General features: G+C 31.5%; 14 protein-coding genes. 4 read left to right on the top strand and 10 right to left on the bottom strand.

Annotated features, from left to right (window positions below; genetic code table 11):
- Positions 1 to 9: 9 nt before the first annotated feature.
- The 6 genes from RSE15_RS03130 to RSE15_RS03105 form a co-directional block, all read right to left on the bottom strand.
- Positions 10 to 1,755 carry a T9SS type A sorting domain-containing protein gene (locus tag RSE15_RS03130; RefSeq protein WP_324069532.1) on the bottom strand — a complete coding sequence of 582 codons (1,746 nt, stop codon included), beginning with the start codon at positions 1,753 to 1,755 and terminating at the stop codon, positions 10 to 12.
- A 119-nt stretch (positions 1,756 to 1,874) separates the two neighbouring features.
- Entirely contained in the window at positions 1,875 to 2,132 is a 258-nt protein-coding gene (locus RSE15_RS03125; RefSeq protein ID WP_324069531.1) for a DUF6952 family protein, read from the bottom strand.
- Positions 2,133 to 2,191: 59 nt separating this feature from the next.
- Positions 2,192 to 2,500 carry a thioredoxin family protein gene (locus RSE15_RS03120; RefSeq protein ID WP_324069530.1) on the bottom strand — a complete coding sequence of 103 codons (309 nt, stop codon included), beginning with the start codon at positions 2,498 to 2,500 and terminating at the stop codon, positions 2,192 to 2,194.
- Positions 2,501 to 2,581: 81 nt separating this feature from the next.
- Positions 2,582 to 3,217 (bottom strand): peroxiredoxin, encoded by a 636-nt coding sequence (locus RSE15_RS03115; RefSeq protein WP_324069529.1) that lies wholly within the window; start codon positions 3,215 to 3,217, stop codon positions 2,582 to 2,584.
- A 119-nt stretch (positions 3,218 to 3,336) separates the two neighbouring features.
- Positions 3,337 to 4,806 (bottom strand): Na+/H+ antiporter NhaC, encoded by a 1,470-nt coding sequence (gene nhaC / locus RSE15_RS03110; protein WP_324069528.1) that lies wholly within the window; start codon positions 4,804 to 4,806, stop codon positions 3,337 to 3,339.
- Positions 4,807 to 4,919: 113 nt separating this feature from the next.
- The gene (locus RSE15_RS03105; protein ID WP_324069527.1) at positions 4,920 to 6,122 is read right to left on the bottom strand and encodes an aminotransferase class I/II-fold pyridoxal phosphate-dependent enzyme; all 1,203 of its coding nucleotides are present in this window, start codon (positions 6,120 to 6,122) and stop codon (positions 4,920 to 4,922) included.
- 180 nt (positions 6,123 to 6,302) lie between these two features.
- On the opposite strand from RSE15_RS03105, the gene RSE15_RS03100 reads away from it, so the two are divergent.
- The 4 genes from RSE15_RS03100 (at position 6,303) to RSE15_RS03085 (ending at position 9,716) form a co-directional block, all read left to right on the top strand.
- Positions 6,303 to 6,755 (top strand): Lrp/AsnC family transcriptional regulator, encoded by a 453-nt coding sequence (locus RSE15_RS03100; protein WP_324069526.1) that lies wholly within the window; start codon positions 6,303 to 6,305, stop codon positions 6,753 to 6,755.
- 103 nt (positions 6,756 to 6,858) lie between these two features.
- A complete protein-coding gene (gene lpdA, locus RSE15_RS03095) occupies positions 6,859 to 8,262 on the top strand; it encodes a dihydrolipoyl dehydrogenase (protein WP_324069525.1) in 1,404 nt (467 codons plus the stop codon).
- A gap of 153 nt (positions 8,263 to 8,415) precedes the next feature.
- Complete coding sequence (locus tag RSE15_RS03090; protein WP_324069524.1) at positions 8,416 to 8,796, top strand: hypothetical protein; 381 nt, start codon at positions 8,416 to 8,418, stop codon at positions 8,794 to 8,796.
- A gap of 8 nt (positions 8,797 to 8,804) precedes the next feature.
- Positions 8,805 to 9,716, top strand: coding sequence for an IS3 family transposase (locus tag RSE15_RS03085; protein ID WP_324069523.1), 912 nt, complete (start codon positions 8,805 to 8,807; stop codon positions 9,714 to 9,716).
- A gap of 157 nt (positions 9,717 to 9,873) precedes the next feature.
- Here the strand turns inward: RSE15_RS03085 and RSE15_RS03080 are convergent, their stop codons facing one another.
- The 4 genes from RSE15_RS03080 to RSE15_RS03065 all read right to left on the bottom strand — a co-directional run bounded on the left by RSE15_RS03080 (position 9,874) and on the right by RSE15_RS03065 (position 12,799).
- Positions 9,874 to 10,242 carry a hypothetical protein gene (locus RSE15_RS03080; RefSeq protein WP_324069522.1) on the bottom strand — a complete coding sequence of 123 codons (369 nt, stop codon included), beginning with the start codon at positions 10,240 to 10,242 and terminating at the stop codon, positions 9,874 to 9,876.
- 173 nt (positions 10,243 to 10,415) lie between these two features.
- The gene (locus RSE15_RS03075) at positions 10,416 to 10,988 is read right to left on the bottom strand and encodes a hypothetical protein (protein WP_324069521.1); all 573 of its coding nucleotides are present in this window, start codon (positions 10,986 to 10,988) and stop codon (positions 10,416 to 10,418) included.
- A gap of 30 nt (positions 10,989 to 11,018) precedes the next feature.
- Positions 11,019 to 11,702, bottom strand: a complete 684-nt coding sequence (locus tag RSE15_RS03070; RefSeq protein ID WP_103913917.1) for an AbiV family abortive infection protein — start codon at positions 11,700 to 11,702, stop codon at positions 11,019 to 11,021.
- A 203-nt stretch (positions 11,703 to 11,905) separates the two neighbouring features.
- Positions 11,906 to 12,799, bottom strand: coding sequence for a DUF4349 domain-containing protein (locus RSE15_RS03065; RefSeq protein ID WP_324069520.1), 894 nt, complete (start codon positions 12,797 to 12,799; stop codon positions 11,906 to 11,908).
- Between the last annotated feature and the right edge of the window lie 100 nt (positions 12,800 to 12,899).

Here is a 12,899-nt window from a genome sequence, read left to right as displayed (position 1 = left end):
TTTTTTGTTTTATTCTTTAATCACTTTAATGGTTTTCTGTTCCAAATCGTTTTCTAAAACAATTAAGTATATTCCACTTTCTAAACTAGTTAAATCTAAACTATTAGAAGTCGTATTTTCAAATGTATGTGTTTCAATTAATTGACCTAACATACTGTAAATACTAGCTTTTGTTATAGAAATATTTTCTAAATGCAAAATATCTTTAACGGGATTAGGATAAAAAGTAAAAGAAGCAAAACTATTGCCGTTAACACTTAAAGTAGTCGTAATAGTAAATTGATAGGGTGTGGTATAATTAGTGTTTGTTGGGTTAGTACTTGTTAATTTTAAGTAATAGTTACCAGGAGCAAGTGTTCTTGTAAAAATAAGTGTAGCGCCACTATTGTTTTGAGTAGCACCAATATCTATTCCACTTGCATCTAAAATAGTTCCATTCATGGATGAAGTTACAATACTACTTACAGAAACAATTGCGTTAACGTTGTCTACAACACTAAATTTGAAATAATCATTATCGGCAGCTGTTGGATTTTGTACGGTTGTATAGCCAATATAATTTTTATTTGTTGTAATTCCATAAGCTAATTCCTTGAAATTAGGCTCGTCTAAACCTTGCATCATTTGGTATGGATAACCCGGTAATTCAGTATGATTTTCAATGATATCATAACCCGAATTGAAGTAAAATAATTTAGCAGGATAAGTTAATCCAGTTAAATAAGTATTCATATTTGAAGAAGGTTCAGAAACCACGCCATCAGTAGTGATATTACCTCCAAACGCATTGGTTATTCGTCCAATTACACATGAAAAATCAATTAGATTATCTATCGATTTTTGGTTTAAGCCCTGAATGGTTTCTCCTGAAATGCCATTGCAATTAACATCAACATTGTAAAAATCTGGAGAATAGGAGTTGTCATTCATGCTTGTGCTGTTTTGAATTTCAGTGCCTCCAAATAAAAAATGACTTCCTTCGCCACTATAATAGTAAGTGGTTTTTAAATCTCTTATAGCTTCAGAACTTACATCCGTTCCGGTCATAAACGCTAAAACATTATCACTTGCGTTACTTCCGCCATGGGGAGTTCCTAAAGTTAATAACTTAGCTACATGGTGTTGATTATCGGATTGCCAATTATACGCGTTTTGAATGTATTCTCTGGACGCTAAACCACCCATGCTGTGCCCAATCAAAATAACTTTGTCTTTTCCGGTTACTTCCATTACTCTTTGAATGGCTACTTTTACTGCAGCTCCTTGCTTAGCAATTGCTGATTGATTACTCAAAACAGTTGTTCCAACTGCGCCATTTGGGTTTACATTAAAATTTACATAGAAATAGTCTCCATTTTGTACAAACGATTCAAATGCAGCAATATCAGCTCCTGCAGTAGGATAAAAGTTTTTATTGGTTGTGGTATTGTTGTTGTCTGCATTTAAACAGAAATCAAACCGTCCTCCATAGGTAAATGAATATTGTGTATCGTAATAATCGGTAGATGTATTCCAAGTTTCCGAACTAGAATTTAATCCGTGAATAAATAGAATAGGATAAGGTAATTTGCTTTCAAACACCCTACTAGTTGTATTTCTAACAGGGGTTTTTAATGGAAAAATACTGTCGTTTCTGTATTCAAAATACTCGAATTCGGCTTGTCTAGGTTTAAATTCAATCCGATGATTTTGAGAAAATCCAACGGAAGAAATGAATAGTAAAGTAAATGATAAAAAAAAGGTAATTTTATTCATGCACATTATTCTGAGGATAATAATTAGTGCAATATATAAAATATGTGTTAAATTTTCTAAAATAATTTAATTATGACGAAAATTCAATAAAAATAAAAGCTCCAACAGGAGCTTTCTAATTATTTATCTATAGAACCTAAAACACGTTTCATGAAATCGTTCAAGGCTGTTTTTTTGTCTTTGCCATCTTTTATCATTTGGGTTACTTCAAGTGCACCATACATGTTTGAAATTAATTCGGCAATTACATCTAATTCTTCATCTTTTAATGATGAAACTTCACAAAGATTCTCTAGAACTTCAATAGTTTCAACTAAATAATCTTGGTCGTTATCTTCAATAAATTGAGTTAACTGTTTTATAACGGGTAATTTCATATTTGTTTTTGTTTCAAGTTTAAGGTTTCAGGTTGTTTTTACAAACTTGAAACTTATAATTAAACTACTTCTGCAACCAATTCAGCTAAAACTTCAGCTTTATTAGTTTGTGTTTGATTCACTAATGCACCATTTTTAAATGTAGCAAAAGTTGGTAAGTTATCTACTTTAGCTAATTTTCTAGATTCTGGAAACTTTTCAGCATCTACAATTACAAAAGGAATGGTTTCGTTTTGTGAAGCCATCATTTTGAATTTTGGTTTCATGATACGACAATTTCCACACCATGAAGCTGAAAATTGTACCACAACCGTTTCGTTGTTTGCAATTACTTCGGCTAAATTATCTTGTTCTATTTCTGTAAACATAATTTTTAAAATTCAATTTCAATAGCAATATCTAAATTCAATTATTTGAAACTTGATATTGCTATTGATTTTTGTTATTGATTAATGTGAAGCTAAATAAGCAGCAGTTGAATTTCTATCTGCATTCATAGCGTCTTTTCCTTCTTCCCAGTTAGCTGGACAAACTTCACCTTTAGTTTGAACGTGCGTATAAGCGTCAACTAATCTTAAATATTCGTTTACGTTTCTTCCTAATGGCATGTCATTTACACTTTCGTGGAAAATTTTACCTTCTTCGTCAATCAAATAAGTAGCTCTAAAAGTTACATTTGAACCTTCTAATATTTCATCATTAAGATTTTCGTCATAAACCCATTCTGCATCTAAAATATCTAAAGCAGCAGATAAATTTCTAGTAGTGTCTGCTAAAAGTGGATAAGTTACACCTTCAATTCCACCATTATCTTTTGCTGTATTTAACCATGCAAAGTGTACTTCGTTAGTATCACAAGAAGCGCCAATTACCATTGTGTTTCTTTTTTCAAATTCACCCAAAGCAGCTTGAAATGCATGTAATTCTGTTGGACAAACAAATGTAAAATCTTTTGGATACCAAAACAATACTACTTTTTTCTTGTTGTTAACAGCTTCTTCTAATACGTTAATTCTTAAATTATCTCCCATAAAAGAGATAGCATCAACTGTAATGTTTGGGAATTTTTTTCCTACTAATGACATAATGTTATAATTTTAAATTGTTATTTATTTTCTGATACAAATTTACGAATAAAAAAACCACAACTATAGTTAAGTCATGGTTAATTTTTATTTTAATATAGATTTTGTTTATGGTATTTTTATTTCTTTATTTCTGAAACCAATTGTTTGATTTTAATATTGAAAGCCGCAAAAATTAATGTCATGAATGGACTTAAAATATTAAAAAATGCATAAGGTAAATAATCCAGTGTTGAAACACCTAGCGTCCCGGCTTGGTAGGCACCACAAGTGTTCCAAGGTACTAATACGGATGTAACTGTACCAGTATCTTCTAATGTTCTACTTAAGTTTTCTGGTGCTAGTCCTTTGTCTTTATATGCTTTTGCAAACATTTTTCCAGGTACTACAATTGCTAAATATTGATCAGACGCTGTTATGTTTAATGCTAAACAACTTCCAACAGTTGAAGCAAACAAACCAAAAGTTGTATGCGCTAACTTCAATAATGATTCGCTAATTCTTGCTAAAGCTCCAATTGCATCCATAATTCCGCCAAAAACCATCGCACATAAAATTAACCAAATGGTGGGTAACATTTTTGCCATACCGCCAGAAGTAAATAAATCTGCTAATGTTTTACTTTCTGTAGGAACAATTACTTCAGTAGTTATAGCTTGCATTACCCCCTTATAAGCTGATTTGAAAGTTAAACTATCGGCTCCAGTAATTTGAGTAACAATTTCCGGTTGAAAAATAATAGCAAAAATTCCCGCTAATAAAGTCCCAACTAAAAGCGCAACCAATGGTTCCGTTTTTTTAACGATTAATCCGATTACTATAACTGGAACTAAAAACAATAATGGAGTAACATTAAAACTTGCTGTTATTGAGTTTAATAAATCGTTTGTATTTGCCTCACCACTTACTTCTACAGAAAGTCCTAAGACGATAAATAAAATTAAAGTGATTATGTAAGTTGGGATTGTAGTTAATGTCATGTATTTAATATGCGTAAACAAATCGGTTCCCGCCATTGCAGGGGCAAGGTTAGTGGTGTCAGACATGGGGGATAATTTATCTCCGAAATAAGCGCCAGATATTACAGCTCCAGCCACCATTCCTAAATCAAAACCCAATGCACCACCAATACCTATTAATGCAATACCTACAGTTGCAGAAGTTGTCCAAGAACTTCCAGTAGCAATAGAAATTACCGAACAAATGATTAAGGTAGCCGGTAAAAAGATAGCCGGACTTAAAATTTGTAAACCATAATATATCATTGAAGGAATAATTCCACTCACCATCCAAGTTCCAGCAAGGGCACCAACCATTAACAAAATAAGAATGGCACTTGCTGTTGATTTAATATTATTAGCAACTTCGTCTAGCATTTTATGAAAGGGAACTTTGGTAAAATAGCCTACAATTGCAGCGACAGCGCCACCTAATAAGAGAATAAATTGATTACTTCCACCTAGTGCATTATCATCTGGTCCATTATAGGCATAAAGCACATTATAAGCAAGCATTCCGATTAAAGCAAATACAGGAATTAAAGCTTCCCATAGTTTTAGCTCTCTATTTTTTATTATTTTAGTATTCATTGGTCTTTGTTTGAGGTTGCAATATAGAAAAAGGAAAGTATATCGCAAAGTTTAGTTAAAATAAAAATCCAGTTGAATACTCAACTGGATTTTTAAAATATTGATTTTAAGAATTATAAAACACCTAATTCTACCATACATTGTCTCATCATTTGATACGTTCTTTCGATATCGTTATCTAAACCAATTGAAAAACGAATTAAACCATCCGTTAAGCCCATTTCTTTTTGCTCATCTAATGGAATTTCAGATGAAGTTGAAGTTCCAGGCGCACTGAATAATGTTTTGTAAAATCCTAAACTTACAGCTAGATATCCTAAGTTTCTTTGTTGCATTAATTCCATCAAAGCATTTGCCTTATCTAAAGTACCTACATCAATGGTCATCATTCCTCCAAAACCGTATTCAGGATTAATCATGGTTTTGTATATTTCATGACTTGGGTGACTTGCTAGACCTGGGTAAACCGTTTTAATTCCGTCTGCTTCAAATTTATTTGCCAAATACATTGTATTGTGGCTATGTTGTTTCATTCTAATGTGTAAGGTTCTTAAGTTTTTCATCACAGAAGCCGAACGCAAACTATCCATTGTAGGACCTAAAAGCATACTTGCTCCGTCGTTTACATTTTTCAAGCTATTGATGAATTCTTGAGAAGCACAAACTACACCACCAACAGTATCACTACTTCCGTTGATGTATTTTGTTAACGAATGAATCACAATATCAGCACCTAATTTTGCAGGAGCAACTGATAAAGGTGAAAAAGTATTATCAACTACCAATTTAATGTTGTGTTTTTTAGCAATTTTAGCCAAGGAAGCAATATCAGCTACTTCTAATAAAGGATTACTTACGGTTTCGCAATATAAAACTTTGGTATTTGGTGTTATTGCAGCTTCAACGATGTCTAATTTGGTAATGTCAACAAAGGTAGTTTTGATGCCCATTCGTGGAACAAAATTTTTCAAAAATGCATATGTTCCTCCGTAAATAGTTCTACTTGAAACAATATGATCGCCGTTTCCACACAATTGTAAAAGAGTAGGAGTAATAGCACCCATCCCTGAAGCAGCAACATTTGCCGATTGAGTTCCTTCCATAGCAGCTAATGCTTTGTCTAAGTATAAATTACTTGGAGATGAATGACGTGAATATAAATAACATCCTTCTGCATTGCCTTCAAAGGTGTCGAACATGGTTTTTGCCGACAAAAAAGTATATGTTGAACTGTCGGAAATCGATGGATTTACACCTCCAAATTCACCAAAGTATTGTAAGTCTTGAATGTTGTCTGCTGGGTTGAAATTTTCCATATTTTTAATGTTTAGTTGTTTATTTTAAATCAAAAATATAATAGTATAGTTTAATAATCAATAGTAATTATTTAAATTAGATTTTAATTTTAATTTTGTTTCATGTTGTAGTTTTTATTTCCGTTTTTTAATCGTTTTGATTACATTTGCCGATAACAACAACAAACAACAACACAATTAATGGATTCAATTGACAAAAAACTTCTGGGATTACTTCAAGAAGACACAAAAAAAACAACAAAAGAACTTTCGATGGTTTTGAATCTTTCAGTAACAGCGGTTTATGAAAGAATAAAAAAATTAGAACGAGAAGGCGTAATTAGTAAATATGTAGCAATTCTTGATCGTAACAAAGTAGAAAAAGCATTTGTGGTATTTTGTCACATTAAATTAATTCAGCATACTAAAGATTTTTTAACAACTTTTGAAAGCGAAGTTGTAAAATTAGATGAAGTTTTAGAGTGTTTTCACGTAAGTGGTGATTATGATTACATCTTAAAAGTACATGTAAAAGATATGGACGAATATAGAGAGTTTATGGTTACCAAGCTAACAGGATTAAACCACATTGGTAGTACACATAGTTCGTTTATGATTGGTGAAGTTAAAAACACTACTGCTTTTACTTTATAAGAATCAGCTATAATAATTTACCAAAAAAGTAACAAATAATTAATTCAAAAAGCGTTACTTTTGTATCCGAATTTAAGTCAAACAACAAACTTTATATAAAATCATGAGTCAATTTGATGTAACCATTATAGGTTCTGGACCTGGAGGATATGTTTCGGCGATCCGTTGTGCCCAATTAGGTTTTAAAACTGCTATTATTGAAAAATATTCAACGCTTGGAGGAACTTGTTTAAACGTAGGATGTATTCCTTCTAAAGCATTATTAGCTTCTTCGCATCATTATGAAGAATTACAACATTTTGCAGACCACGGAATTGAAGTTTCGGGTGATGTAAAAGTGAATTTGGAAAAAATGATTGCTCGTAAACAAGCGGTGGTAGATCAAACTTCAGGTGGTGTAAAATTCTTAATGGATAAAAACAACATCACCGTTTTTAATGGAGTAGGTTCGTTTGAAAGCGCTACTTCTGTAAAAGTGACTAAAGAAGATGGTTCTTCGGAAATCATCGAATCAAAAAATATTATTATTGCTACAGGTTCTAAACCATCTAGCTTACCATTTATCAAATTAGATAAAGAAAGAATCATCACTTCTACTGAAGCTTTGAAACTGAAAGAAGTTCCAAAACACTTAGTAATTATTGGTGGTGGTGTTATCGGAATCGAATTAGGTCAAGTATATTTACGTTTAGGAGCGCAAGTTTCTGTAGTAGAATTTATGGACAGAATTATTCCAGGAATGGACGCAGCTTTGTCAAAAGAATTGACTAAAGTGTTGAAAAAACAAGGCATGAAATTCTACACGTCTCACAAAGTTCAATCAGTAGAAAGAGCTGGAGATGTTGTAACGGTAAAAGCAGAAAATGCTAAAGGAGAAATCATCACATTAGAAGGTGATTATTCATTAGTTTCTGTAGGTCGTCGTCCTTATACAGATGGATTAAATGCGGATAAAGCAGGAGTAAAAGTTACCGAAAGAGGTCAAATCGAAGTAAACGATCATTTACAAACTTCGGCTTCAAATGTTTATGCAATTGGTGATGTAGTTCGTGGCGCTATGTTAGCACACAAAGCGGAAGAAGAAGGAGTAATGGTAGCTGAAATTTTAGCAGGTCAAAAACCACATATCGATTATAATTTAATTCCTGGTGTAGTGTACACTTGGCCAGAAGTTGCCGCTGTTGGTAAAACAGAAGAGCAATTGAAAGCGGAAGGTGTAGCTTATAAAGCAGGAAGTTTCCCATTCAAAGCATTAGGAAGAGCAAGAGCAGGTGGCGACACTGACGGATTTGTAAAAATCTTAGCCGATGCAAAAACAGATGAAGTTTTAGGAGTTCACATGATTGGAGCAAGATGTGCTGATTTAATTGCAGAAGCTGTTACAGCAATGGAATTTAGAGCAAGTGCAGAAGATATTTCAAGAATGTCTCACGCACACCCAACGTTTGCAGAAGCTATCAAAGAAGCAGCATTAGCAGCAACAGATAACAGAGCATTACACGTGTAAATAGAAAAGTTATTATATCAAAAATCCCAAACTCAATTGAGTTTGGGATTTTTTTTGTTGGCACGGATTGCAAATCCGCGCTATCGGGTTGTCTGTAATGCCTTAATAAAAAATGTCTTGTCCTGAAATAGGTTTACACAAAAGTGTAAAAATATGGAAAGATATTCAAAAGAATTTTCGACAAAATGGCAATCTAAATATTCCGAGGAATTTAAAAGATTTGTATGTAATGAATATTTAAGTGGTTTATTAACCAAAAGAAAGGTTGAATTAAAATATGATTTGGGTAATTCTCGACTAACTTATTGGTTAAGAGAAAGAGGATATGATAATATAAAATCAAGAATTGTATCTTTACCAGACATGAAATCAGTTAAAAATGTTATTAAAGAAATAGACTCTCAAAAGTCGATTACAGAGATAGAAAAAGAACTTCAAGAGGCAAAACTTTTAGCTGAGACTTATCGTAAAATAATAGAAATTGCTGAAAAAGAGTTTAAAATTAATATCGTAAAAAAGTCCAATACCAAGTAATTCAGGAGATGAAAAACCATTATCCCAAGATTGGTTTAGGCAAGTTTTGCCGATTACTTGGTGTAACACGACAAGCATATTATCAACACTTTTGGCATCAAGAACAATATGTTTTTGAAGATGAATTAGTTATATCTGAAGTGCTAAAAATAAGAAATAATCATCGTCATATAGGAGGGAGAAAGTTATACGAATTACTTCAACCCTTTCTATTAGAACACCAAATAAAAATGGGTAGAGATAGATTATTCGATGTTTTATCTGCAAATTATCTTTTAGTAAAGCGTAGAAAAAAACAAACAATTACTACCAATTCTTATCATCGATTTAAAAAGTATCCAAATTTGATACGTAATTTAATTCCTACTAAACTAAATCAATTATGGGTTAGCGATATAACTTATTGGAAAATAGCAACAGGATTTGTTTATATCAGCTTCATAACAGATGCTTATTCAAGAAAAATCATTGGTTCACATGTGGCACAGACAATGGAAGCTGTTGAAACAATGGAAGCGTTGAAAATGGCAATCTCTGGTCTAAGAAAGGTACCAGATTGCCATTTTCAACTCACGCACCATTCAGATAGAGGAATTCAATATTGTAGCGATAAATATGTAAAACTTCTAGAAAATAATAACATAAGAATTAGTATGACAGAAAACGGAGATCCATTAGAAAATGCAATTGCAGAAAGAGTTAATGGCATAATAAAAGAAGAATATTTAAATGATTATCAAATAGATAATCTTAAACAAGCTAAAGAATTATTGAAAACAGTTGTTGAATTGTATAATAATGAAAGACCTCATATGAGCATAGGAAATCTTACTCCAAATCAAGTACATCAAAATAATTTAAAAACAGAAAAATTATGGAAGAATTATTATATAAAAAGTCCTATTATTGTAAACCAATAACAGGACTAAAAATGAGTTGTAAATCTATTTTAGGATTAAGTGTAAATATGTAAACTTATTTTAGGACGAGACAAAATTCTCCCGAACGCTCTGTCGAAAAGTGTTTTAGATATGTTCTTGGAACGTAATGTTGTCTTTTTACTTCAATTGTTGACATTTATTTTAACCTTTTTAAATAAATTACGGAACCTTTCCCATCACCACCTATGGAACATTTAAGGGTATTTTCATCAATAATTGAATAGGTATTATAGGTCACCCAATTTGTTGAAACCATTTTCTCTGTAGTTTTAATTGTATTGTTTACTACTTGAATTTTTAAAATTTCCTTTTCTTCTCCATTACTACTATCCCACTTAACAATTTGAAGAACATTGTCTTTGTCTTTAAAGATAATAGTTCTTGTCATTGAACCATCTGTAGTCCAATAACCAATAAAGCTTTTGTTTAAATCATTTTGACTGAATGCAAGTGAGCTTGTTATACAAAGTATAGCTGTTACTAATAAGAAATTAATTTTATTCATAATATTACGTTTTGTTTTTTTTTAATATAGTTGGTAACGTTCCCGCGCTTTGCGCTGTTGCGAGCTTCGGAACGAATTATTTTCTGTTAAAGATAATATTTCTTGCGAAAGAAAAATGTCCGGCTTGCACAAAATTCGCAATAGCGCAAAACGTGTGTTGGCAGTAGTTGTTTTTATATATTCCGCTTTATCATTCTAACATAATAAGCTGAAAACATTTTGGCTCTATACCAAATCAAGAAAATTAATATTAGCTTCCAAAATTCAAAACGCCAGAGATAAATGTCGAAAACAATGCTAATGAATATAATTAGGACGATACCTTTAAATAAGTCGCTCATTACTTGATAATATTCTGCTTTCTCATATTTATTTTCTGTAATTAACTTATCACAAGTTTTTAGAAATGTTTCATTTGTTATTTCTTCTTTATTTCGAATTCCTATATTTCGGTAACCAAAAAACAAGAAATTGTAAAACTTCCAGTATTTGTTTTTTAATGGCTTTTCTTTTGGAAAAAAACGCAGTAAAATACCATTGAAAATCACATCATCTAAACTCATCAAAATATGTCCAATTAGATATGAAATAGGAATTAATAATAAAACGGTTAAATCCGAATAGTCTTTTGAATCCTTAATGATAGAACCAATTTCAAAAGGATAATATAAATAAGTAAAAAATAAAACTATTAATCCTAAAAGTGTATAAACGAGAATATCTCTTAAAGTAAATTTTTCTGTCATATTCTGATTTTTATGCTGTTGTTGATTTCTTTATTCGGGATTAAATAACATTTCAATTTTTTTCAAAGCTCTATTGTATTCTTCATTTTCACCTTTCATTTCTTTTAAAGTATCTAAAACATCTTGTTGATACATTTCGGTTGATATAGTTCTATACGCATAATCTGAAATTGCATTTCTGAAATTTTCATTCGGATTTTCTGCAAACCAATCTTTAATATAAAACGCAGCATTAAATAAGCCCGATAGACTTGTAACTCTTCTTATACATTCTTCATCTGAAATTTCATTTTCAGGTTTATGAATTTTCCGATTACCTTTATCAATATCAACATAAAAACTTGCTTCTTTTTCTTTTGAAAAATTTCCCCTAACCGAAGGAAATTCTAAAGCTTCGTCTTCATTCTCATATTCTAACTCAAGCCTTAATAGACAGAAGAATTCATAGAAAAATGCTCTATGAGCTTTTATATCGTGATTTCTCCATTCTTTCCAGAAATCTTTCCAATCACCAAGATTCTGCGCTTTGGAATAATATGCTAAACAACTAAAAGATTTTCCTAACTCTTCTAAAGATAATTCGGCTAATCCTAAACTTGGATATTTATTTTTTTCAAGTTCAAACAAAATTTTTCTTGAGCATTCATACATGTAAAATGCATTATCAATTGAACTGTTGAATAATTCTAAGAGTTCTTCTTTTTTTAGATTCATGTTTAATAGATGAGCGTTTTACAATTACTGCCAACTAGTATATATGTATGACAAAATCATACAAAGCAACCCAATTTTGGGTGTATATATCTGACAAACGTCAGTTTTATCTTTTTTCAAAAATAATAAAAAAATCTAATACAATATTAGTTGCAATACAATATTATAAACAATAAACCACCGGTTTCCCGATGGTTTATTTCTTACTTTTTTAAAAACTTCTTATATCCAAAGGACCCTAGAAACCCAATTAAAACAAATGGCCAAAGCACTACAACAAACGAAATAATGTTTTCTAACATAAACCAACCCGTTTTTACACTGTCCCAAATTTGTAACCCAATATTTGGTCGGTAAGCGTTGATGCTTTTTTCATTAACCACCATTTCTTGTTTGATGCTTTCGTCTTGGTAAATGTTTAGTGTTAAAGTGCTAAAATTCACTTGGTCTTGTAATGATAAATTCTGCAATTTTGAAGCGTCATTTTGCTCTTTTTTAGCATCTAAAGTTTCTTCGGCTTTTACCACTTGATTTAATTTCTTTCCTTTTGAATCAATTGCATTTTCCAAACGCTTTTCTGAAGAATTACTTCTTTTTTGCGCTAATTCATTGGATAACATTTGTAAGGAAACATCATCGGCTTTGATAATGCGATAATCTAAAAAATGAATTTGTTTCGCTATGGTTTTAATCACGGTATCCATTTTCGTATTCGGAACACGAATCGTGATGTTATTGTCTACTTTATATTTGGTTGTTACTAAAGTACTATCCTGACTCACTTTTGTTCGGTCTTCGTTGTGAATATTACTTTGTAGGTTGGTGTACGTTACAAATCCTCCAAATTTCGTAGTTGCATCTTCAATAGCATAAGTTGATTTGGCAACATTCTTGACTTTAAATTTTACATCGGCCGTTCGTACAAATTTACGATTGCTGTTTTTGTTTTCAACGGCTGCCGAGGAGGAAACAACGCTTGTGCTATCGGTTGCAACATTTTCTGAATAATCTGATGTTTCTTCAGCTACACTTTCTTTACAGGCGAATACTAAACCAAGCGCTAGTAAAGTCAATACGATTTTGGTGTTTTTGTTCATAAAAATTCATTTTTAAAGTTATTGATTAATTGTTTTTAATACGAGTAGTTATAGAATCAATAGAAATGAATTTTTAATTGGTTAGTTATAGAGGCAAGAA

Origin of the sequence: Flavobacterium sp., from assembly GCF_035195345.1 — a bacterium.
In the GTDB taxonomy this organism is placed as follows: Bacteria; Bacteroidota; Bacteroidia; order Flavobacteriales; family Flavobacteriaceae; genus Flavobacterium.
This window is presented reverse-complemented; position numbering and strand designations above follow the sequence as displayed.